20 protein-coding genes are annotated in these 23964 nt (G+C 49.2%); 5 read left to right on the top strand and 15 right to left on the bottom strand.

Translation table 11 applies throughout. The annotated features are described in order from the left end of the window. Positions 1-4 precede the first annotated feature (4 nt). From WC647_13140 to WC647_13125, 4 genes are read right to left on the bottom strand one after another with little or no spacing between them, the layout of a single operon-like run. Positions 5-688 carry a hypothetical protein gene (locus WC647_13140; protein MFA6223253.1) on the bottom strand — a complete coding sequence of 228 codons (684 nt, stop codon included), beginning with the start codon at positions 686-688 and terminating at the stop codon, positions 5-7. Between the two features lie 37 nt (positions 689-725). Beyond that, positions 726-2390 (bottom strand): hypothetical protein, encoded by a 1665-nt coding sequence (locus WC647_13135; GenBank protein MFA6223252.1) that lies wholly within the window; start codon positions 2388-2390, stop codon positions 726-728. Then, positions 2390-2695, bottom strand: coding sequence for a hypothetical protein (locus WC647_13130; GenBank protein ID MFA6223251.1), 306 nt, complete (start codon positions 2693-2695; stop codon positions 2390-2392). Before WC647_13130 ends, WC647_13135 begins: the two co-directional genes overlap by 1 nt. After that, positions 2680-2952 (bottom strand): hypothetical protein, encoded by a 273-nt coding sequence (locus WC647_13125; protein MFA6223250.1) that lies wholly within the window; start codon positions 2950-2952, stop codon positions 2680-2682. The genes WC647_13130 and WC647_13125 overlap by 16 nt, the downstream gene beginning before the upstream one ends. Positions 2953-3107: 155 nt before the next feature. Between WC647_13125 and WC647_13120 the strand changes: the two genes are divergently transcribed. Beyond that, entirely contained in the window at positions 3108-4013 is a 906-nt protein-coding gene (locus WC647_13120; GenBank protein MFA6223249.1) for a radical SAM protein, read from the top strand. Between the two features lie 49 nt (positions 4014-4062). Here the strand turns inward: WC647_13120 and lptD are convergent, their stop codons facing one another. From lptD to WC647_13095, 5 genes are all read right to left on the bottom strand, one after another. After that, on the bottom strand, positions 4063-6327 hold the full coding sequence (gene lptD / locus WC647_13115; GenBank protein ID MFA6223248.1) for an LPS assembly protein LptD: 2265 nt from the start codon (positions 6325-6327) through the stop codon (positions 4063-4065). Then, positions 6324-7628 carry a folylpolyglutamate synthase/dihydrofolate synthase family protein gene (locus WC647_13110; GenBank protein ID MFA6223247.1) on the bottom strand — a complete coding sequence of 435 codons (1305 nt, stop codon included), beginning with the start codon at positions 7626-7628 and terminating at the stop codon, positions 6324-6326. The genes lptD and WC647_13110 overlap by 4 nt, the downstream gene beginning before the upstream one ends. A gap of 144 nt (positions 7629-7772) precedes the next feature. After that, the gene (locus WC647_13105; protein MFA6223246.1) at positions 7773-8738 is read right to left on the bottom strand and encodes a hypothetical protein; all 966 of its coding nucleotides are present in this window, start codon (positions 8736-8738) and stop codon (positions 7773-7775) included. A gap of 340 nt (positions 8739-9078) precedes the next feature. After that, positions 9079-12342, bottom strand: coding sequence for a CusA/CzcA family heavy metal efflux RND transporter (locus WC647_13100; GenBank protein MFA6223245.1), 3264 nt, complete (start codon positions 12340-12342; stop codon positions 9079-9081). 42 nt (positions 12343-12384) lie between these two features. Next, a complete protein-coding gene (locus WC647_13095; protein ID MFA6223244.1) occupies positions 12385-13605 on the bottom strand; it encodes an efflux RND transporter periplasmic adaptor subunit in 1221 nt (406 codons plus the stop codon). Between the two features lie 136 nt (positions 13606-13741). On the opposite strand from WC647_13095, the gene WC647_13090 reads away from it, so the two are divergent. Further along, on the top strand, positions 13742-14014 hold the full coding sequence (locus WC647_13090; protein MFA6223243.1) for a hypothetical protein: 273 nt from the start codon (positions 13742-13744) through the stop codon (positions 14012-14014). A 550-nt stretch (positions 14015-14564) separates the two neighbouring features. Here the strand turns inward: WC647_13090 and WC647_13085 are convergent. After that, entirely contained in the window at positions 14565-14792 is a 228-nt protein-coding gene (locus WC647_13085) for a hypothetical protein (GenBank protein ID MFA6223242.1), read from the bottom strand. A gap of 340 nt (positions 14793-15132) precedes the next feature. On the opposite strand from WC647_13085, the gene WC647_13080 reads away from it, so the two are divergent. Continuing rightward, complete coding sequence (locus WC647_13080) at positions 15133-16842, top strand: hypothetical protein (protein MFA6223241.1); 1710 nt, start codon at positions 15133-15135, stop codon at positions 16840-16842. A gap of 56 nt (positions 16843-16898) precedes the next feature. On the opposite strand, the gene proB is transcribed toward WC647_13080, so the two are convergent. The 3 genes from proB to bcp are packed head-to-tail and all read right to left on the bottom strand — an operon-like array spanning position 16899 to position 19536. Next, a complete protein-coding gene (proB, locus tag WC647_13075; GenBank protein ID MFA6223240.1) occupies positions 16899-18032 on the bottom strand; it encodes a glutamate 5-kinase in 1134 nt (377 codons plus the stop codon). A gap of 5 nt (positions 18033-18037) precedes the next feature. Next, the gene (gene obgE, locus WC647_13070; GenBank protein MFA6223239.1) at positions 18038-19042 is read right to left on the bottom strand and encodes a GTPase ObgE; all 1005 of its coding nucleotides are present in this window, start codon (positions 19040-19042) and stop codon (positions 18038-18040) included. 29 nt (positions 19043-19071) lie between these two features. Then, positions 19072-19536, bottom strand: a complete 465-nt coding sequence (gene bcp, locus WC647_13065) for a thioredoxin-dependent thiol peroxidase (GenBank protein ID MFA6223238.1) — start codon at positions 19534-19536, stop codon at positions 19072-19074. 104 nt (positions 19537-19640) lie between these two features. Here bcp and WC647_13060 point away from each other — a divergent pair, with 104 nt between their 5' ends. Then, the gene (locus WC647_13060; GenBank protein ID MFA6223237.1) at positions 19641-20441 is read left to right on the top strand and encodes an MBL fold metallo-hydrolase; all 801 of its coding nucleotides are present in this window, start codon (positions 19641-19643) and stop codon (positions 20439-20441) included. Between the two features lie 73 nt (positions 20442-20514). Here the strand turns inward: WC647_13060 and WC647_13055 are convergent, their stop codons facing one another. Continuing rightward, entirely contained in the window at positions 20515-21669 is a 1155-nt protein-coding gene (locus WC647_13055) for an alanine--glyoxylate aminotransferase family protein (protein ID MFA6223236.1), read from the bottom strand. A gap of 52 nt (positions 21670-21721) precedes the next feature. Further along, positions 21722-22546, bottom strand: coding sequence for a nitroreductase family protein (locus tag WC647_13050; GenBank protein MFA6223235.1), 825 nt, complete (start codon positions 22544-22546; stop codon positions 21722-21724). A 352-nt stretch (positions 22547-22898) separates the two neighbouring features. Between WC647_13050 and WC647_13045 the strand changes: the two genes are divergently transcribed. Further along, entirely contained in the window at positions 22899-23924 is a 1026-nt protein-coding gene (locus tag WC647_13045) for a TRAP transporter substrate-binding protein (GenBank protein MFA6223234.1), read from the top strand. The last annotated feature ends 40 nt before the right edge of the window (positions 23925-23964 follow it).

Raw genomic sequence — 23964 nt, 5'->3', positions numbered from 1 at the left:
GTCGTCATGGCCTTGATCTCTTCAGCACGGCGAACATTTCTTCGAGATTACGGGCCTGGCTGAAGGCGCGGGCCAAGTCCCCATCATGGTCGCGAGTTTCGAGAGATCGGCCCCCGGATTCGGTTGTCGCGCGGGTCCGGGCTTCACGAAGGGCCTCATTCTTTTGAGTCGCCGCGTTTCTTGCCTTGGAATCCACGGTCCTGAGAAAATCGGCCGCCTGTTTTGGCTCAACGCCTCTATCCCGGATGAGGTATTCGAGTTCACTTCTAAATTCTTTCAGTGTCGCATTGGGAGGCTCTTCAAGGAAGTCATCCAGAAGCCTGTTAAACTGTTCACGAGCGCCAAGGGCTTCATAGATTTTTCTGTCCATAAGCTGGGCCAGGTCATCCTTCGCCTTGCCAACAAGCAGGGCAGCGCCCTGGAACGGGTCTGACTCGTAGTTTTGCCGGATGTTCCGGATAAATTCGTCTTCAGAGGCTCTATGTGTGGCGTTCTGTTCGCGTTCGACGAATTTTTCGAAGAGGTCCCTGGTTTGAGCAAGCTCCGCATGGGTCTCCATTGACTGTTTGAGCAGGGTCTGGATCGCCTCGGACGTCGGTTCGTTTTCCGGAACGTCGGGAATGCTTTGGGTTTCTGGGGTTTCGGGTTGAGACTCGCTCGCTTCTAAAAGTTGTTCTTCTTGTTCCATTGGTTCCTCCAGTTAAAATGACATGTATTTGAAACCGTTATTTCGGTTGAGCCGACATTTGCAGGAACTGGGCAAGCGTATTCATGTCGTCGGGGTAAGGGCCGAAAGGTCCTCCATTAGGAACCGGCGTCGGTGTGCGAGGTTCAGGGAAGTCCGGCGGGCGCTGTCCGGTCTCGGGCTGCACTCGCGTGAAGACTCGGTCCACAGCGTCAATGCCAAGCAAATCCAGATATCTCTTGATGAGTTCGGAAAAGGATACCCGGACGCCTTCTTCAGCCAGGACCGAGGAGAATTTGGCCAGAGTGGGAAGCGCCCGCTCGATGCTTTGGGCCTTGGCTATCCGGGTTGAATCCTGCCTTGTAATGGTTGCGACCACATTGTATTTTCCGGATTGTATCTCATCCACCGTTACGGTCAGGGGAACGTCGAGTCCGCTGTGATCCCGGACCGCTATTACCTGGTCGTCGATCAGGAACTGCTGAATCATCGAAAGAGCCAGCCTGGCCATGGGCTCGACAAAACTTCTCGCGAACAGGTCAGCCCTGGTCGTAAATGTGTTCATCGATGATTCCTGAAGGATGTGGGCCTCGGTAACCGTCTTGTCTCTCGAGGACATCCCGAGCGTCGTGTCCGAAACACTGGTGCGCTTTTCCAGAAGCATGTTCAGGTAATTGATAAGCGAGTTGACTTCAGCCTGAGGGAAACTTAGCGCAGGGAACGGCTGGATGTCGTCCGGGTCGTCAACCAGCCAGACTTTTCCCGGATACACGAATTCATCATCTGATGACAGGCTTCGGGCGGCGGATGAGCCTCTGCGCGCGACCAACATGGCGTTGGCGGTCAGCCGGGCATTGTCCTGAGACTGACTGAGGAACTGGGAAATCGAATGAATGAGATCCAGATTGGTCTCAACAGCGCCGATGCCGAGCGGTCCCGGCACAGGCGTGTAATGGGCGAGGACAAAAGGCCTCAGGCCCGACCAGAGAGTCGGCGAGTCGGAAATTCTTATCAACAGCCCATTATCTATGGAGTCATCTTCAAGCCGGGTGACAATAGTGACGATGACTTCTTTTTTGCCGTGAGGCGCCGGGACCTGGCCATGCCATTCCCAGACGAGGAAGCGTCTGATGTCGGAGTCGGACAACGTTGATGAATCATTGTGAGATCCCAGGGACCCGGCGATAAAACTTTGCGAGGAGCCGGTGTCCCTCCAATTGTCTACGAACTCCGCCCGATTTACGTTGTAAACTCCGAGATCAAACATCTCCGTGATCTCTTCATAGGATTTTTCTACAATGTGGCCTACGCCGGAATGTCGCTGAACGTCGTTATGTGTTGCTCGCCAGTCGATCAACGCTCGATCCAGAGGGATCAATTCGAGAACCGGGCAGTCGAACATCTCGGATTGTTCATCGATGATCCGTGAGGAATTTCTTTCCCATCTTTTTGAAGCAAGAGGCTGGGGACGCCACGAGATCTTCGCGAAGGCCGTGCCGAAGAGACAAAGGCTTTGTAACGCCTCATAGAGCCTCGTATGAATCTGCCCCAAGGCCAGCCGGTTTATGAGCAGTTCCTGCAACTTGAAAGACGTTGGGTATCTCAAATCTGAAGCGACCTGATAAAATGAACGTTCAGGGATTACGGTAAGCCATTCCGGTCCGCTGAACACGGCCTGGTAAGCGCGATCCGCCCAGGAATCCACTATGTAGGACGGAGACAGAATAATATCGGATCGCCCCAGGCGTCGGATTCGCCTGCTCCGCTGTGAGCGCCCTGAAAGGATTGAGCGCTACTGATCTTTGTTTCACGAGTGTTCCAGGATGCAAGGTCGCGGCGGTTGTGATAGAGATCCTCGAGGAGTTTCCACTTTTCAGTTTGATTCAGGCTCAAGCGACGCGAGTTTTTGATCCATGGCCTGAGATACTCCAACGCCATTTCCGCGAGTCGTTCGAGATCGGTATCGTCGGAATTGTCGCCCACGCTTCCGTCTTTTAGTTTAGGTTCCACTGCGCCGGCCTTTTTTCGATGATGAATGGGTTTGCGATTATCTCCACCGATTCGAGAGGGGCGCACAGTTTTTGAAATGTCTTTTTTTGAGCGATCCTCAAGAAATCGGAATGTGGTATGATCTTGGAATGCTCCGGAAAGTCGTGATCCAGATGGTCCTTGTTTATGGTAAGGGCCTGTAACTCCTGTCGAGTAATCTTCTCCATTTTTCTCTTCTCATGCAGTGGTTCTACGGTGATCACGAATGAATACGACACTGTTCGCCCCCTTCCTCTGAAAGTGATAAATTAGGGTTAATTATTGGGTGGACACTGGTATGATTAAGTCTTGTGGTTCCTGATTAACAGTATGTGAAAAGGCCATGTCAGGGTCAAGCTCTCGTTGGAAAAACGCCGGAGGATCAGAATCCATAATGATTAGAAGTATTGGCAGGGCGACGAGACACTTCGCCTCGCCGTTTCTGAAACGACTGATTACTGGAGCGCAAACCCCTACGCTTTCGGGTTACAAGATTACTCATCGCTGTAACCTGAAATGCGTTCATTGTCCTTACTGGAAACGCGATGGACGGGAACTTGATTTCGAGGGCGTGAAAAAGACTCTGAGAGCGCTGAGGGACACAGGGGTGAAAATACTGATAATTGAGGGCGGGGAGCCTCTCCTGTGGCGAGACGGCAAGAAGAGCCTCGCCCATGTGGCGGAATACGCGAAGAAACTGTTTCCTTCAGTCTGTATGACCACGAATGGCACATTGCCATTTAAGGGACTTGAGTTTGACCGGGTATGGGTGAGTCTGGACGGAACCGGGGAGATCCATGACAGCGTTCGAGGCTCAGGGGTGTTCTCAAAGGTATGGGAAAATCTGGAGACACAGGGAGAAGGCGGAGCTTATATAAGCTTCACGATCAGCCAGTTGAACAAAGCCTGCGCCGGTAAGCTGGTAAGGAAGCTCAAGGGCCGCGTGGCCGGGATCACGATCCAGTTCTACTATCCTTACAACGGGTTGCCGGACGCCCTGTTCATAGCCCCCGAGCAGCGGGTCCCCATACTTGATGAGCTGATTGAGTTAAAGCGGGAGGGATATCCGGTGGCCAATTCATTCAGCAGCCTCAGGGAACTGAAGAAGGCAAGATGGACTTGCTTCGATGGGTTGCTTGCCAACGCGGAGCCGGATGGGCTGGTCACCAAGGGGTGTTATCTTCGGAATCGGGGTCCGAGTGTCTGTGATAGGTGTGGGTTTAGCGCCCACAATGAGATTTCATTGGCGTTCAGCGGTAATCTTGAGTCTATAATGACAGGGCTGAGGATATTTTTTTAGGAAGCGTCGGCTTTTTGACTCTGCCTGTGATGTCGCGTTAGTCTGGAATCTAGAACAAGTTGGAACTCGAGTCCGTGGCCGGCCCGAACATGTCGCTCCAATCACGGGTGAATCTGTAGACCTGTCCCAATCCGTAGAGTGAAACAGTCAGGAAGACAGTTTGATCCATGTCCTTGATTTTACGGGTTACCGGATCCTGTTCACGGGACTCGGAGTATCTGAGCAGCAGGCTCCAGCACTGGGGATGATAGTTTAGGCCGAGGCTTGTAAAATAGGCGAAATCAAACTGATGCGTGTACTGATTTTCCACAAACAAATCCAGAGCGGGAGTAACTCTAACCTGAAGATTCAGGTTAGTCTGGCGGTTAAGGTCTTCCCTAAGCTCATCTTCAGCAAACTGATGCAGGATCTGTATAGTGTCTCCCCTATGATCCATCACCCCAAGATTGATCGAATAGCTCCTGGCCCTGTTCATAACGGGATCGTACTCAGCCTGCGCTCTCAGATCCATTAGTGTGTGTGGCCTGATGGCTATTTCGGCCTGGGTGTTTGTCCAATGTGACTTTAGAGGGGAGCGTTCGCCCAGGGGATCTTCGGCTGTACGAGTTTTATGGAAATCATATCCCTGAGATAAGCTCAGTGAAGCAAAATCGAGGTACTGGCCTTGGGCCATACGACCAACCAGAGCTTGTCTTATTTCTCCAGTAAGCAGGCTGACCTCGCCCATACGGTCGGTTTCGTCAAAATACGGGTATTTCTCGCGGCTGTGTACAGGTCTGTAGGTCCAGACGACTCTGGGCCGGATAGTATGCTTCACCTTTTGAAAACCGAACATGGATCCTGAATAAACCTTGTCAATATCGGTAAACATGTCTGTGTTTATCTGGTACAGGTCAGTCCGGACGGAATTGACGGAACTCACGCTCTTCTCGTGTTCATAATAATCAGCGGCGTAGCCCCGAGCAAAATATGTTATCGATGGGTCGAACTTTAAATACTGTCCGAAAGCCACGGGGAGACTGAGCCTTGTATCCCATTGAGCACGGGCTCCAAGCCACGCGTCATTCATAATAGGGGCGTGAAAATAGTCGTAGCTTAAGCTGGAGCTAACATAAAAAGGTGTGTAAGGGGCCTGCCTGTCAAACAGGGTAGCCGTCAGGGTAGGCAGGTTCTGAACGGTTCGGGCGTTATCGGGCAGGTCGAGATTGTCGAAATATCTGGCTTCAGCCTGAAACAGGAAGTTGTTTGTTTGGCGGTACATGACAGCGTTTGATTCCATGTATCGGACCCGGAGCCTTTTGTCGAAGCGTCCTCCCCAGATATCGAAATAATTCCTGTCCGAAACCCAGTGCAGGTTGGTCTTTAATCTGGCGGTCCTGGAAAAATCCTGATCGTGACGCCAGGTAGCGTAAAAAAGATTCTTCGCGGGATCAGCAGGAGGGCCGTATTTCCAGTCGTAGGTGTATTCACCATAAAATCGACCCTTGAGATCCTCCGTCGGGTAATATCGAAATTCCAGTCCAACCTGAGCCGCCCTTTTTGAACAGAATCTGGGCGCTATTGTCGCGTCGACACTCGGCGCAATGTTCAGAAAAAGAGGCAGTCGGAGATCAATGCCCCTCATGGAACTGCTGGCGGTTGAAGGCATGAGAAAGCCGGACTGTCTTTCACGTTTTGCCGGGTATATGAGCCAGGGTATGTAGAAGACGGGTATATCCTTAATGTAAAAGAAACCGTGTTTGAGGACGCCGTAACCTTCCAGAGTGACGTCGAGATCCTTGCCGGTAATCTTCCAGTCAGGCGTGGCTCCATCGCATGTGGTGAAGCTGCCTTCGCTGACACTGTAGTCTGAAGACCCCTTTTTCTCGAGTTTCTTGCCTTCGAGGTAGATGTGCTGGCGGGTGAGGAGCAGCTTGCCATTGAAGAGCACACCAGTAGCCGCCTTGAGATTTATCGTGACTTTTTCCGCTTCGATAACATCGGAAGCGGATCTTACTATAACGCCTCCGGTAGCTGTGAGTTCTCCATTACTCGCTTCGTAAACGATGCTGTCGGCTCTGAGCCTTGTATTTCCCTGGCTCAGCGAGACGTTTCCTCGAGCGGTGTACGTATTTGTCTTATGATTGTATGAAAGGCGTTCAGCGGACATTTTTACCGGAAGATCGCCCGGTATTATCGAAGTTGGGATACTTTTTTCAGTTGGCGCGAGTTCTGTCGTTACGGCAAAGCCGGGCGCAGCGGCCAGTATGACAATGGTTGTCATGAGCGCCGCTACTGAGCCTGAATAAAGAATTCGCCGCAAACTATATCTCACTCGTCGTTTTTCCCGCAGGCCCTACGGACCGGGCCTATCATATATAAAGAGCCGGCCGCGACAATCAAGTCGTTTTTTCCGGCATGGGAGAGCAACGTCTCGAAGCCTTTCTCAATGGAATCCGAGGCTTGCGCCGGAGTCCCGTGAGCCCTCACAAGCTCCGCCAGAGCCTCAGGCTCCATACTACGATCACTGTGAGGAGCGACGCACACAACTTGCCTGGCTAAGGGAGCGATGGTGTGAACAAGGGTCTCCACGTTCTTATCTTTCAGAATACCGAGGAGTAAAAGTGGGCGTTGTGAAGGATAAAGCTTAGTTAGGGCGCTTTTCAGTAATCTCATGCCTTCCGGAGTGTGGGCGCCGTCTATGATGACATCAGGATTCCGACGCAATAATTCGAATCTGCCGGGGAACTGTGTTTTAGAGACAGCCTCTCTTATGGCGGGTTCAGAAATTTTAAATCCCTGGGCTATCAATTCCTGGGCTACGCGAATAGCGATGGAAGCGTTCTTGATTTGATGGGCTCCGGCCATAGCCAGGCGCAATCCAGCGAGACGAAGTTCATCAGATGTGTAATCAAAGGAATCAAGAGTGGTCCTGACACCCTTGAAGTCACGGCCAAACTCCAATATCCGGGAATTAAGATCCCGCGCGGTAGACAGGATGACATCCCTAGCTTCCTTACGGCCGGCGCCTGTAATTACGGGCACGCCACTCTTTATTACGCCTGCCTTTTCAGTCGCTACAGCCCTGATTCCGGAACCGAGGTAGTCTTCATGTTCTCTGGAGATATCCGTTATTACGCTTACCAGGGGAGTGATGGTGTTGGTGGCGTCAAGCCGTCCGCCCAGGCCGACTTCTATCACCGCGAGATCAGGTTTTGCCGCTGCGATACGATCGAAGGCTATGGCTGTAGTGTATTCGAAGAAAGTGGTTCTTATCGGGTCATGCAGAGGTCTGATCTTTTCAGTCGCTTTGATCATGTCTTCTTTGGAGATCATGCGGCCGTGGATTCGAATCCGCTCACGGAAATCGTTCAGATGCGGTGAAGTGTAAAGGGCGGTTGAATAACCCGACAGGCTGACAATGGCGTTTATGAATGAGGAAGTGGAGCCTTTTCCGTTGCTGCCGGCAATATGGACTGATTTGAAACGGTTCTGGGGGTCGCCCAAAGCGGAAAGCAACGAAGAAATGTTGTCCAGTCCCAAGAGGATACCGAAACGTTCAAAGCTGTACAAAAAGTCTATGGTTTTGGAATATTCCCTGTCTACATCGACAGAGAACGCTGTCGCCTGTGACATAAAAGCGCCTCCGGGCAGAACAACAAATATTTGTGTGATTTTAATATCACATGGCCGTAGGAGCGTCAAGGACACTAAATAGCTAATATGTTGTATTAATTGGAAAATGTAAAACTGGCTGAGTGTGATCCCTGTGGCTTCATGCTATAACGCCTGAGCGAGCCTGGATATCATAGCGTCCCAGTGGGATCCTCCGCGATAGATGACTATTCTTCCATTTACGCCTGTTAATTCCTGTTTCTTCCTGTCAGGCTTCATCTTGAATTTGTCAACCAATATTGAAGCCAGTTCTGTGGGTTTTTTCATGTGGACCGTACCGACGATTCTTATGCCCGGATTATTTTCGAGCAGGATCGGTATGGTATTAACAACGTCCTTGTCGAACCAGCAATCAAAGTAGACTATCTTTGACAACCTTGATCGGAACGTCTCGGCGTATGGGTCATTTTTTGGAGTTCTGGCAAGCCAGCTTCCAACAGAGTCGAGGACTCGGCCTCCGCCGGAAAACCCTGCGAGTGTTATAGATGTTTTATCCTTATTAATATTGGGATAGGTTTTTTTCAGGGATTTGAACAGGCCGTTTACCGTCTTGAAAAGGAGTTCGGGATAGTTTCCGTCCTTGACCGTCAGGGAACTCCATCGTTCTTTGGATCGATTGTTTGTCGATACGTAAGGAGTGTCCACAAAACCGACAAACAGAAATGGTCGGTCGGGTCTTTTTGACGCGAGGGCCTGTATCTCTTTTCTAAAGTCCCTGTAATAGTCTTTGGAACTCATGCCATGAAAATACAGTATCAATTCGATGTTATCAAATTTACGAAAGTTATAATCCCCGACAAGCCAAACGTATTTAAAATCATTATCCCAGGGGCTTATCCGGTATCGCTGGTAAGGAATTTCGCCGCTTTCGTCGACCAGGAACCTATGTTCCTTGAGTGTCGGGATTTCCATGTAATCGCGGACAGCCAACGAATTAGAGACAAGTGAGCAGGAAAAGAGTGGAGAGATGAACACGAGTAGACATAGCGCCTTAACGCAGAGCGCCCCAAACGCCATAAAATAGCTGTTCGGATTTGAGTGGGCGTTACAGTTTGGCGATGTCAAACGCATAGGGATGAAAATCCTGTCAAGATCTAAGGATTTCCCTCCCCAATCTAAAGTATTTTACCTTTTGTTGGCCAAGGTGTCAATGGCAGAGCGGACAAAACCTTTTTAGCAGCGCTGTATCAGTCGCTTCAATAGCTGAATCCGTTCCCGCCGTACCCATAGCTATTCCAAAAGTGGCTTGAGCAATAGCGGGAGCGTCATTCCATCCCCCACCATATTGCTACCAGCACTGTCAGCAAACGTGCAAGCAAGGCGTTGCGCATCGGAGGATACTCATTTATCCGCCTTCAAATAGACCCTCTTGTTTCTCTCCTTCACCTATGTGGCTTTCTACTTCAATGGTTTATGATGAAGCCTCTTTCAGGTCATTGTCACGTTGAAAAATCCTGTAAAGAGCGGGCAGTACCAACAGAGTAAGGCCAGTACTTGAAATCAACCCGCCGATGACTACGGTAGCCAAAGGACGCTGCACCTCAGCCCCGGTTCCTGTGGACAGAGCCATAGGCACAAACCCCAAAGAGGCGACCAGGGCTGTCATAAGCACTGGCCTCAGCCGACGGAGAGACCCTTGGACAATAGCTTGATAAGTGGAGTTACCGTCTTTGCATAACTGGTTGATGAGAGTGACCATGACCAATCCGTTAAGCACGGCGACGCCGGCCAATGCTATGAAACCCACTGCCGCTGTTATTGAAAAAGGCATTCCACGCAGCCACAACGATAATATACCTCCCGTCAATCCCAAAGGAATACCTGTGAACACGAGCAATGCATCCTTTACCGAGTTAAAAGCGCTGAACAATAGCAGGAAAATCAGGATGAGGCTCAAAGGCACAACGATGCTCAGGCGTTTCCTGGCGGCAAGAAGGTTCTCAAACTGTCCACCCCAATCCAACCATTGGCCTGGTGGTATCTTTACCTGCTCATTAATTGTTTGCTGCGCCTCCGCTACGAAAGATCCCAGATCACGACCTCTAACATTTGTCTGAACCACAATTCGACGCTTGCCGTTTTCTCGACTGATTTGGTTCACCCCTTCCGTCGTACGAACCTTAGCGACTTCTTTCAGGGGTAAGAAGTTTCGTCCGACGGCTTGATTCGTGATATTATCCGTGGAACCCAAATTTGGATACTGCGAAGATACACCTTGAGGAGGCAACGGTACGGGAAGATTCTCTAAAGCGGAAACGTCATTTCTGAGATTTTCAGACAACCGGACTACGATGTCAAATCGTCGATCACCTTCAAAAACCAAACCCGCATCTCTCCCGCCTACACCAATCGCGGTTACTTCCTGAACATCAGCGGCGCTGAGACCATAACGGGAGATCGCAGCCCTATCTACGTCTATATCAACTGCCGGTAAGCCTTCTGTCTGTTCCACTTTCACATCAGCGGCGCCGGGAATTTTCTCGACAACACGAGCAATAGACTGGGCAGTTCGCGCCATTTCTTCAAATTTATCTCCATAAACCTTGATGGCCACGTCACTACGGACACCTGCGATCAGCTCATTGAAGCGCATCTGTATCGGCTGTGTAAACTCGTATTTAGCTCCCGGCAGCTTTTCCAATGCGCTTTCGATCCGCTCTATCAAGCTGCTTTTCAGCTCGCCCGGATTGGGCCATTGCTCTTGAGGCTTTAGAATAACAAAGGTGTCCGAAACATTTGGCGGCATAGGGTCTGACGCCATTTCGGCCGTACCTGTCTTGGAGTAAACTAATGCGACTTCTGGAAATCGTAAAAGGGCTTTTTCTACCTTTAGTTGCATTTCAGTAGATTGAGTCAAGCTTGTGCTAGGTATACGCATGGGCTGGACGCAGATATCTTTTTCGTCAAGAGTAGGAATAAATTCTTGTCCAAGACGCCCAAAGAGTAACAGCGATAAAACGAAACAGGCTATTCCTCCGGTGACCACCAGGTAACGATGAAGCAAGGCAAACTTCAGAGTAGGTTCGTAAACACGTTCAGCCATTTTGATGAGTATGTTTTTGTCTTCTTTCACCCTACCCGATATGAACACGGCCACCATGGCAGGGACGACGGTCAAGGAAATTACAAATGCTGAGACAAGAGCAAGAATGACAGTTGTCGCCATAGGGTGAAACATTTTGCCTTCAATCCCAGTAAGTGACAGAATCGGAATGTAGACCGTGATAATGATAGCTTGACCAAACACGGAGGGCTGAATCATTTCTTTGCCGGCGACCACGACTTCGTTGAGACGCTCAGGGAGAGTCAGAACTCTTCCAAATTCATGTTGTCTTTCTCCTAAACGTCGTAGACAGTTTTCTACTATGATCACGGCCCCATCGACGATTAAGCCGAAGTCTATGGCCCCTAAGCTCATAAGGTTTCCGCTTACGTGCAACTGGACCATACCGGTAAACGCCATAAGCATGGAAAGAGGGACTGCAAGCGCAGTTATGACAGCAGCCCTAATGTTTCCCAGGAGAATAAACAAGACGACTATGACCAAGATTGCGCCTTCGGTGAGATTCGTACGCACAGTAGCAATGGTTGCATCCACCAGTTTGGTTCTGCTCAGAACCGGCTTGGCCGCAATGTCGGGGGGAAGGTTTTGGTTGATCTTGTCCAATTTGTCCGAAACGGATGCCGCCACTGTCCGGCTGTTTGCCCCGATCAGCATCCAGGCTGTGCCGATTACCGCTTCATTTCCATTAAAGCTTGCGCTGCCGGTACGGAGTTCCTTTCCTATCGCAACGGTAGCGACATCATGCATGTGGATCGGGGCGCCTGACCTGGTGCTTACCACGATATCCCCAATTTGGGTCTCGTCTGAAATCCTGGCGTCCGCACGGACAACGTAAGCTTCCCCTTGATGTTCAATATACCCTGATCCGGAACTGATGTTGTTACGCCTTATCGCCTCAATCAAATCTTGAAATGTTAATCCGTATGAAAAGAGCTTCATTGGGTCCGGTTGGACATGATATTTTTTGACAAAACCGCCTATGGCGTCTACATCAGCAACTCCTTCAACGCTCTTGAGCTGAGGACGAATAATCCAGTCTTCAACCGTTCTGAGGTAGGCCGTTTGCTCAAGGATGGTAACGAGTCTCTGGCCATCAGGGGTCAAGTATGATCCGTCGCTCTGCCAACCGGCTAAACCGTCCTTGATGTTCGCCCCTTTCCCATCGGGATGGCTGTAGCCAACGGTCCAAACATGAACTTCTCCAAGCCCGGTAGTGATTGCCCCCATCTTTGGTTCAGCGCCCGCTGGAAGGTTCCTTCGGGCTTCAACCAGCCTCTCATTCACTTGCTGTCGCGCAAAATAAATACTCACATCGTCACGAAAGATAGCGACAACCTGAGAAAATCCGTTTCTCGACAACGATCTGGTATAAACAAGCCCAGGGATGCCCGCCAGTGCGTTCTCAACAGGAAACGTGATCTGCTTTTCTATGTCTATTGGGGAGAACCCCGGGAACTCTGTGTTGACTTGAACCTGGACAGGAGTAATGTCCGGTACGGCGTCGATCGGAAGCCTCTGCAACGAGAACAAGCCAATGATGGCAACGCAGACAACTCCAATCAAAACGAGGTACCTGTGTTCGACAGAGAATTTCATAACTTTTTCAAGCATTAATAACGAGCCTCAATGTATGTTGCAAATTCTTCCCCTAAATTAGTGATCATCAGCGACATCGCTTTTTCCCAGCTCCGCTTTGAGGAGAAAGGATCCATCGGACGCGAACTGTTCACCAGACTGAAGTCCTGAAACAATTTCAACATGTTCGCCATCTGCCCGACCGGTCTTTACGAATCGGGGTTCAAACCCCTCCTGTTCGCGTACAAATGCTACGGATTTATTATCGACATTCTTTAATGCAGCCTTTGGAACTAGTACGGAAACATCTACATCCTCAATCGAAACTTTTGCTGAAACAAAAAGGCCGGGGCGCAATTTTCCATCAGGGTTTCGGAGGACCACTCTTGCAATAGCGGATCGGGTGTTGTCCCCGACAAATGGTTCTACATAATCCACACTGCCTTGAATATCAGGGACACCGGCGCCGATAGACATTACAACCCTCTGTCCGCTCCTGATATTAGGAAGATCTTTCGGGTAAACTTGCACGTTAACCCACACAGTACTGAGATCGGCTACCACAAAAGCGTTGGTATCATCTTTGAGCATTTCACCCAAGGTTATGTGTTTCTGGATCACTGTCCCCTGGAAAGGAGATGTTATTTCATATCTCGACAGAGAGTCGGGCGGTTCGCTGGGCAGTTTTTGTAAGAATTTCTCTGTAAATCCCAAAGCGCGTAGTCGTTGTTCGGCTGAATCTTTTTCTATTTCTGCTTCGTCTCTAGCGGTCTTGATCTCAATATACTGTTTTTCAGGGATGGCTACCTTTTCCCACAGCATCTCAAACCTTTTAAAATTGCTTGTTGCAAGGTCTAGCCTCTTCATAGCGGCAAGGTATTTAGCTTTGGCGTCCGCCAATTCCCTGCTTTCCATAACAGCCATTACCTCTCCGGCCTCAACCTGGTCTCCTGCCTTTTTGCGGACATCAATTACTATGCCGCCCATGCGTGGGACTATATGGGCCATGCGATCAGCGTTGATTACAACCTGGCCGGGAAGATCAACTGTTACCCGGAGCTTTCCAGGACATGCGGAGCTAATAGTTATGCCCTCTTCTTTGATCACCGATTCAGACATTTTAATAAGCTTATGATTTGGGTCTTCCTTTGCTTCGTTAGGATCATGATCACTCTTGCTGAGCTGTTTTCCTTGGGATTCAGGATTCCCTCTTTCCGGCAAATTGCCGGTTGCAATAACGGCTACAAGGACACCTACCAGTGTAGTCAGGACTAAGATCGTCCTTGGTTTAAGATTCATTGATTTTCTCCACCAAACATTTCTTTGTTTTTATTCAAGAACTCCGAAGTTACCTTAGGATTAGGAGAGACTCACCTTGGTAGGGCAGAGCCTCCAATCCTGAACGCCGGTTCCGAGAAGATAAGCGGAGGCTTTCATGAACAAATCCTCTTCACTTTGGGTCTGGCTTTTGCCTGCTCCCACAGTCTACAAATTCGATCGAAGGTCGCTCAGATTGAAAAACACGAATCGAGAAGAACAGATCGATATGCGCTTCGTTTTGAACGAAGCTAATCGACACTGCCGGAAGGAAGGCTCAGATCAGCAGGATTACAGAGTTAGTTTTACAGAGAGACAGATAGGTCTGAAAGATGTCTGGCGTCAGATAAGTTCCCAAATGCAGGGCCGGGATTTCATGGTGAGAGCCTAAGGCAGACTCAACGGACACAGAGTCAAGAATGAGAGCAAGAGCCGAGTTGAAAGCATCCCCTCTCTCTTCAGCGACAAAAACGGGACTATCAATGCAAGAGACACAGCACTGGCCCGTGAGGTTCGAGAAGGATTCATGATCTGCCGCTGGTCCCAAAATAGAAATGCCGCTACAATTTCCGCCAAACTCAAACGCAGTACGGCCATCTCCCTCATAACACCAGATCCAGCCGGGCGATACCAATCCTGTAATCAGAAGAATCGCCTGCATCATGGCTATGAGTCTTGTTGTATGTGACCGCCTCTTTTTCATGACAGCCTGTTTTGGGTCCACTTTTTCGCTTCGATCATGTCCGCCTTAAAGATCAAGGCTAGATATCCATATACATGGGTGTAATTCAACATTAAGAGATTGTCAAGATTGTTCATAAATTTAGTCGTATATCGTTAGTTTTGCAATCAATCGTCCCTTCCCATGTTTCACATGAATTTCCGCATAGACATATGCTCGTTCCTGGAGACGCCACGGCGTGAGTCGCCAACGAAACTGTTCATCTGGTATTCACCCTAATCATTTCATGGGTCTGTCTTTGCCCCTGCTGAAGAAATTTAGTCCCTTCAGCCATAAAGGTTTTCCATTTAGCGTCCTGTTTCTTCAGTTCGGACATTTCTTTCTGGTATTTCAGTTGTAACCTCCAGATGCCTCTGTCCGAGGCGATGGATTTGGAGACCCCGCCAAATAAGACCATTATCGCGATCAGGAATATGAATTTTTTCATCGTCGTTCCTCTTTCCGCAACTCGGCATACTGACCCAGCCAGGGCCTGTAACGAGCAGGTAAACGGGAGCGCACTCCAGGTCGTCAATGCTCATGTTGGAAATTCTGTCATGGCGCAACTCCACATAGAGGATTTCTCTCAATCACTTACGCTTAATATTCTTAGATGCCTTAAGGTTGACTAAGGCGCCATATCTTTGAAATACATCCAAGACATTACAAAAATTGACAGTGTATAGTCACACAACTTGTCCTATATTAATCAGAGCGTAAAAGTCTGAGAAAATTGGAAGCAGAAACTGAAAGACCCTTGAGGCGCCGCCGGATGTCCAGAGGAAACAATGTCAAGTTCATTTAAGCTTAAATTGTTATTTTGTGTGACATTGGCTTTCAACTTGGTGTGTGATCGGTCATGGGCATGGGAATTCTCGATGGAGGGTGAATATATCTGGAGAAATCGGTTAGTCCAGCAGCTTGGGCCGAGGGGATTTTTCGGCAGGTACGATTTGGATAACAGTTCTACGCCGGGGGACTTCGCTTCCATGAATGGCTGGGCCGGAGGGAAGCTCGAAGGGATGTCATCATCTAGTGGCGCCGGTGAGCAGCGGATGGAGACCAATATTGTTACGGAACTGAGACTGAATGGGGCGGTCAGGTTGAGAGGCGAGTACAGAATTGGCTCCTGGCTGGATCCCATAGCATCGGCGTATGTAAATTCCACAGGTCCGGGCGTGCAGGTCGCTATCTCAGAAGGGCAATGGACCATGTGGTGGCTAAGCGCTCAGACTCCGTGGGGGATAGTTGTTTTTGGGAAGAGACCTTTCACTTTCGGATGTGGTCTCCAGTACAACGGGGCCGAGGACTATACATCAGAATCGCTGCTTCTGGTCTCCCAATACGGCCCTTTTAGAATCGGGCTGGGTTTTTATCCTTTTCGGCGTCAGCCGGATAATCCGTTCAGACAGGATCGTCCTAATAACGCTATCGCAGATCCGACCAATGATCCCTATAATGCAAATCCGCCCGGCAATCCTTATTTTAACGCAGGTGACATGAGCGCAGCGCTTGCCGTTTCCCCCACGGCATACCTCACCTACGACTCGGGCCCCTTGTCTATTGGTATTCTTGCCGAATATTTTAGCTACCATAGGGGACCGGAATCACAACGTCTGCAGGCTGATAGAGAAGGTTTTCCTGCAAGCGATATCGTGAGTACCGACGGTGGAGTATTTTTGAAGTACAATAACGGTCTCTTCTTTCTCAACGCGGAACTGGATTGGGTGAACAAGACTACCAATTTCCACAGATCACAGAATGGAACCTTTTTCGGGGCGCCTGACCGAACTGACGGTAGAGGAAGCCGATTTGCGCCTCACTACACTGAGGCTTACAGATGGATGGTAGAAACCGGGGCTATCGTTGGACCTGCGAAAGCTACCTTCATCTACGCGTGGTTGCCGGGTCCCGATAGAAGAAACGGAATCCTGATTGATAGACAGCCATACCTTTACGGCTTTGGAAATTTTGGATTATTCGGTCCGTATAGTCTGCTCATGAGCTTTTATTATGGGGCGGGGCTGGATTTGTTCAACCTCAATACAGACGGTTACATGAATGACGCATCGATCCTCGCAGCGAGATTCGACTACGCCGTGGCCTCCAACCTGAACATATTTACCACCTTCTTTTGGGCTGACAGGGCTTCTGCTAACGGCTATGGATGGGGATTTATGCGTCCTGCCAGTACAGGCAGCGCTGTCGAGTTCAGCAATCTCAGTACGTTAAATGCCTACACGGTTAACGCTCCATCAATCCCTGACAACAACCTGGGTTGGGAAATCAACGCCGGTGTGGACTGGAAATTGCTGGAGCATTGGACGGTCAGAGTTCTTGCAGGATACTGGCAGCCTGGGCGATGGTTCAATTACGCCTGTGTAGACAAGACGGTTCAAAATTGGAACACAGAAACTACCTATCCGTTCGGAGTTAACCCCGATAGAATGATTGACCCTGTCCTAGGGTTTAAAGCCAAGTTTGTGGTCGAATTTTAACGTCTTTTCCAGGTTGAAACGACGAAATCTATGGGGACCTGGTTAGGAAACTGAACTCAGAGCAGAACAAGATTGTCCGCGTGTACAGCTTCATCGTTACGACGATAACCGAGTACCCAATCGATCTCGGGTGTTTGTCTGCCAATGATTTTGCACATCTCTTCCGATGAATAGTTTATTAAACCAATGGCGAGGGCGCAGCCCTGAAGATTCAATATTCGAACAGCGGAGCCGTCCTCAAACTCACCCTCGATTCGAGTCACGCCAATCGGCAGAAGGCTTTTCCCCTTTTTTGTAATCGCTTTTGCCGCCCCGGTGTCCACATATAGATCCCCTTCAGGCTGAAGGTTATACCGTATCCAGTGTTTACGGGCCGATATTTTTTCTTTCGCAGGCAGGATAAGCGTTCCTATCATAGCCCCTTCAAGCACCCGGTTTATCAGGTGGGGAGTCTTACCTTTGGCTATTATCATTGGAATTCCGGACATTCGAACTTTATCGGCGGCTTCAAGCTTCGACGCCATGCCGCCCCTACCTATGGAGGATGAAGAGCCGCCGGCGTGCCCGAGAATCTCGGGCGTAAGATCTTCGACCATTTGTATAAGGCATGCGTTAGCGTTGACTCGTGGATCGCAGTCCATAAGCCCTTCCATATCAGTCAGTGTTAGGAGCAGGTCCGCTGAGGCAAGCACGGCCACAAGAGCCGAAAGATTGTCGTTGTCCCCCAATTTTATTTCATCAACAACAACCGTGTCGTTCTCATTTATTATGGGTGTGACGCCCCAGGACAGGAGTGTCATAAGGGTGTTTCTGGCGTTGAGATAGCGTTGTCTGTGCGTCAGATCGTCTCGAGTCAGCAGCATTTGACCAACACGAGCGGAGTGTCTTGAAAAAGCGTCATCATATGCGGCCATTAGCCGGGTTTGGCCTACAGACGCAGCGGCCTGTTTTTGCGGAATAGTTCGGGCTCCCTCCTTGAGTGACATCCGACGCACACCGGCGGCTACGGCGCCTGAGGAAACAATTATGAATTCCTTTCCACTCTTTTTATAATTACAAATTTCGTCAGCGAGTCCCCTGATGATTTTGCGGTCAAGTCCCTTATCAGTAGTGACAACGCTTGAACCAAGTTTTACCACGATCCGCCGGGCGCGTGAAACGACGCTTTTTCTTATTTCTAAGAGTTTCATTTCCTCTATCCTGAGGCTTTAAGCGTTTTTGAAACTTCAAACAGAAGGTCTCTTACCCCTTCTCCCGATATCGCGGAAATTAGTTTAACAATCAAGCCTTGTGACTCAATATTTTTGGATAGTTCCTCTGAAGCTGTTTTATTCTCTGGGATATCCATTTTAGTGATCACCACTATCATGGGTCTTGACGACAAATCACAGCCATAAGAACCGAGTTCAGTCATTATGACGCCGAATCGCTCGATCGCCGGAGGCTCAACAGACGGACTGGGATCTATAAGGTGTAAAAGAATGCGGGTGCGTTCAATATGTCTCAGGAAACGATCCCCCATGCCCGCTCCTTCATGCGCGCCTTCTATCAGACCCGGAATATCGGCCATGACAAAATCCTTGCCGTCAGGGGCTCGAACCACACCCAGTCCGGGAACTTTAGTGGTAAACGGGTAATCCGCGATTTTGGGCCTTGCGTTGCTGACCCTGGAAATTAAAGTTGATTTGCCACTGTTAGGCAAACCGACGAGGCCAACGTCAGCTATAAGTTTGAGTTCGAGTCTTAGTTCTTTTTCTTCTGCAGGGCCACCGGGTTGGGCACGTCTGGGGGCCTGATTCCTTGAAGTCGCGAACCTTGTGTTGCCTTGTCCCCCTCGTCCGCCTTTGGCCACAATCACTGAACTGCCGGGCTCATCGAGGTCGCTCACAAGCTCATCAGTTTCAGTGTCAAATATCTGGGTTCCAGGCGGCACCCGAATAACAAGGTCCTCAGCGGATCGGCCGGTTTGGTTTTTGCCCTTTCCGTCCGAGCCTTTGCTTCCACGATACAACTGCTGATATTGGCAATCTAGAAGGGTATTCAGCGATTCATCGGCAAGAATAATTACATCGGCTCCTTTGCCTCCATCGCCGCCGTCCGGGCCACCTTTAGGTACGAAAGCTTCTCTGCGGAAACTGATGCAGCCGTTGCCTCCTTTACCCGACACTACTTTAATGCGCGCTTGATCAACAAACTTCACTTGTTATTTCCGATCCAAGAAATGAGTAATTAGTGGGAGAGAGCTTTCAGAACATTAGAAGCTGTTTCTCCTGGGCTAACCTTATACCATGCGTTGATAATTTTTCCATTTTCATCAATCAGAAAAGCGGAACGGATTATCCCTTCATAGCTCTTTCCATACATTTTCTTCTCCCCCCAAGCCCCATAAGACTTTGCGACCAAATTGCCGGAGTCGGACAGTAGCGGAAAACCCAGAGAGTATTTTTCATCAAACTTTTTTTGTTTGTCAGGCTTATCCGGACTTATTCCTATGGCCGATACATTGAGTGAGCCTAATTCCTGTAAAGAGTCTCGCACGTTACAGGCCTGTTTCGTACAACCTGAAGTGTCGGCCTTGGGATAAAAGTACACAAGCAGTTTTTTCCCTTTGTAGGCGTCCAGCTTTACAAGGTTGTTGTTCTGATCGGTTAACGAGAAGTCGGGCGCTATATCGCCGGCGCTCAATTTGGCCATGTTTGTCACCTCCTTGATTCAGTCAGCAGAGATTGCCTCTTGGGCTCTTATAATATATCTCTAGTATACATGACGAAATTTACGCAAAAAAGTTTGATCAGGGAATGATAGAAATTAGTGATTTTGGAGAAGTCAGACAGATCAAGCTGGCGTCAGAATTAGACGGCGACCCGTATTACTGGGTTTCCGCGTATTTAATCGACGGACTCTTGATCGATACGGGATGTTCAAAAACCCTCAAAGATTTTTCAGAATTCCTGGAAACCGCAAAAGTCGACATAGTCGTTAATACTCACAGCCACGAGGACCATATCGGCGGTAATCGCATGATTCAGGAAAAGTTTGGATGGCCGGTATACGCTAGCGAGTTGGCGATCCCCGCTATCAAGAATCCTCCAAAAATTCTCTGGTATTCTGAACAGGCCTGGGGCCGGGCTGAACCCAGCGAACCAAAACCGGTGGCAAATGTGATTGAAACCCAAAGATTCAGCTTTGAAGTTATTGAAACGCCTGGTCATAGCCCTGATCATGTAGCGCTTGTTGAAAAAAACGAGGGGTGGGTATTTTCAGGGGACCTGTTCATAGACAGGCGGCTTTCGGTCGCTGGTCCCGGCATGAATGTCTCGGACATGCTCGCGTCCATGAAAAAGCTCATTGATTTGATGGACGATGATTCAATGCTGTTTACATCACTGAGAACGGTAAGACGTGATGGTCGAAAAACCTTGCAGGATTTTATTCTACGGTTCGAGAGACTGAGGGAGGATGCGCGAGCGCTTCGCTCCAGGGGGCTGGAAGTTCGTGAGATAGTAGACAAAATATTCGGCGGCGAGAGCATGTTCGCCGCTATAACAAACGATTTGTTTTCATCAGCCAATCTTGTCAGGCTTCTCCTGGAAGATTAACATCGACGAAACCCTGGTCGCTTTTCTGATCAAAAAAGCCTTTTGCGCCAGACCCCCAGAAACGCAATAGTGTTCATGCGGATTCAAGAGCCTCCTTCATGGCCGCCAGCAGGAGAATAACATTTTCATGGCGGCTGTTGTGCCCCATTAAACCTATGCGCCAGACTTTTCCAGCCAGAGGGCCAAAGGCTCCGGAAATTTCAATGTTAAAATTCTCTAACAGGTACGCGGTGACAGCCTTTGCGTCCACGTCGTCAGGAACAAGGGCTGTGGTAAGGCTTGGTAAACGGTAATCTTCAGAGACATGGAGACCAATACCGAGGTCTTCCAGCCCTTCCCATAAAGCCTTCGCATTTCGCAGATGGCGTTCCCACCGGTTTTCAAGCCCTTCTTCAGCTATTATTCGTAGAGCTTCCCGCAGGGCGAAATTCATGTTTACCGGCGCTGTATGATGATAGGTTCGTTCCGCCCCCCAATATTTTCCTAAAAGGCTCATGTCAAGGTACCAGTTGGCGACCTTCGTTTTCCGATGATTCAATTTCTCAACGGCTCGCGGCCCGAAAGTGAGAGGCGAAATACCGGGAGGACAACTGATACACTTTTGGCTGCCGCTGTAAGCGACATCAACGTGCCAGTGGTCAAGGAAGACAGGAACCCCTCCTAGACTTGTCACTGTGTCGAGCAACAACAGGCAATCGAATTCACGGCAAAGCTTTCCTATTCCTTCCATTGGCTGACACGCGCCGGTGGCGGTTTCCGCGTGGATCAAACCCAGAATTGCGGGCCGATGAGTTTCAAGAGCCTCTCCTATTTCCTCCAGTGTGAAAACTTCACCCCAGTCCTTGTCTATTCGACGCACGTCCGCTCTGTTTCGGGAGGCCATGTCGCAAAGCCTTTCCCCGAAATAGCCATTGACACCGATAAGGACGATATCGTCGGGTTCGACAAGGTTCGCCAGAGTAGCCTCCATCGCAGCGCTCCCGGTTCCACTGACCGGTATTGTAAAGGCGTTGTCCGTCTGCCAGATGTAACGGAGAAGCTCCTGATTTTCGTTCATTAGTTCTATGAATTTGGGGTCCAGATGACCTATTTCGTTTGTAGACAGGGCTTGACGAACCCGATTGTCGTAATTTGAGGGACCGGGGCCCAGCAGAAGACGGGGAGGAAGATCCAACTGAGATGTGTTGATCCGATGTCTATTGTTTACGGGGCCAATTTTATGATCCATTTGTCAATTTCCTCTTGGTTGTTAATGAAATATCCGGGGAATTCCATCTCATCTAGCGCCATGTTACTCTAGGCTTATTCCTGGTTGGAATCCGATGATATGTGTTCGATGGATAACCGATCATTAAAGCGCCAAACGTCTGATGACCCGCAGGCAGCGCAAGGGCCTGCTTCATGGGGTCAAAGAAATTGGCGGCAGCGTTGAAATATCCGGCCCAGCATGTCCCAAGTCCTTTTGAAGCGGCATAGAGTTCCATGTATGTAAGCGCTATCACGCAGGCTGTCTGCGTAGGCGGTAAGCTGGAAAGACCGTGGGCGACTATCATGTGAGGAGCGTCCCTCAAGACCCTGTCTTTACCAAGTCCCCAGGCTGAGATTACGTGATCAAAGCTCATCATCTTCGCAAACTCCGGTTGAGCTTTTACAACGAATTTCATCCAATCTATTACGATAGCGGCCAACGACCTCATATCTTCCTTGTTTTCAATGACAAGCCAATGAACCGGCTGGGAGTTGTGACCAGACGGCGCATGATTGGCGACTTGTATCAAATCCGTTAAAGTCGATCTATCAACCGGTTTCTGCTTATATCTCCGGATAGAACGTCTTGATTTCATCAGGTATGCGGTTTCTTCGGGGGATGGGACAAAATCTTTTGATACGGGCTCGCATTGGTCCGGTTTTAAAAAGTTGAGCGAGATAGCGGCGTGGGGGCACACGGCCACGCAATGCCCGCATTTTATGCAAAACTCGTCCGCCCCATCGATTGGCGCTGGGAAAGATTCCTTGGTTTTCATCTCAATGATCTGAGCAGGGCAGTCAGAAACACAAAAACCATCACGTTGGCATTTTGTTTGATCAATTTCAAAAAGGTTCATAAAGGTTCTCCACAATTTCTTAAAATCTGGGATGTTCTGATGACAAATATCTTGTGGCTTCATTCTATATCAAGAAAATGCGTCAATGCAATTTTCTAAAGGGTCTTGGACCAAAATCCCTTATATTCCTGAAAAATCAGGCTCGTTAAAGCGCAAACAGTTCGGGCCGAATTTCTTGCAGTCTCCCAGGAGTTTGGTATAGTATGGGCCAATTCTGACAGAAATCATTGGTCAACCTAATAGCTGGATTACTTAAGTAGCTCAATACTGGTTGAAACTCGGTTTATGTTAAGTCCTTGAAGAGGAGTCCTAGGTTTCAACAAAGTAACAAATGGATAGTCAGGAGGCCGAGATGATGAACAGGTTCAAGCTGATTGCGCTTTGTGGACTGTTGGCATTGTTTGCGGGTTTCGCTCTGTTTGGCGCAACTCCCACCTACGCCAAAACCGTGGAACTTAATTATTCCATTTTCTTCCCCGCTACTCATGGGCACACGCTTTTGGCCACTGAGTGGGCGAAAGAAGTCGAAAAAAGAACCAACGGCGCAGTTAAAATCAACATATTTCCCGGAGCTACTCTCACACCGGCCGATCAGACTTATGACGGAGTCGTTAAAGGCATATCCGACATAGGCATGTCAGTTTTGAGCTACACAAAAGGAAGATTTCCTCTGTCGGAAGTCATAGACTTACCGCTTGGTTATACGAGCGGCCTTCAGGCTACCAGACTGGCCAACGCTTATTACAAAAAGTTTAATCCCAAAGAACTATCTGATGTGAAGGTTCTTTATCTGCACGCTCACGGACCAGGGATTTTTCATACGGAAACCCCTGTTAAGGTGATGGAAGAATTAAAAGGGATGAAGATTCGATGCTCGGGAACCAGCGCAAAAGTAGTCGCCGCCTTAGGGGCTACTCCCGTCGCGATGCCTCAAAATGAAACTTATGACGCTCTTCAAAAAGGTGTGGTTGATGGTGTCGTGTCCCCGATAGAAACTCTAAAGGGATGGAAATTCGCGGAAGTCATCAAATCAACCACCGAGAACTTTGGCTCCGCTTACACCCTCGGATTCTTTGTAGTCATGAACAAGAAGAAATGGGAGTCATTGCCAAAGGAAACTCAGGAAATAATTGAGAAAGTAAGCCAGGAATGGATTGATAAGACCGGGAAGGCCTGGGATGAATTCGACAAAATTGGAAAGGAATACACCCTATCCAAGGGAAATAAGGTCATTCCCCTGTCAAAGGAAGAAGACGCCCGATGGGCTAAGGCGGTTCGCCCAGTTATGAACGGATATGTCGAGGAGATGAAAGCCAAGGGATTACCCGGCGACGAAGCTCTCAAGTTTTCTCTCGATTGGCTCAGCAAAAATCCATGAAATATAAATAGACGAAACGACCCAAATTCTTCTTAAGAGG

This window comes from Desulfomonilaceae bacterium (genome assembly GCA_041662605.1).
In the GTDB taxonomy this organism is placed as follows: Bacteria; Desulfobacterota; Desulfomonilia; order Desulfomonilales; family Desulfomonilaceae; genus CAJBEZ01.
The sequence above is the reverse complement of the archived record's forward strand: the minus strand, read 5'-3'. Positions and strand labels throughout refer to the sequence as shown.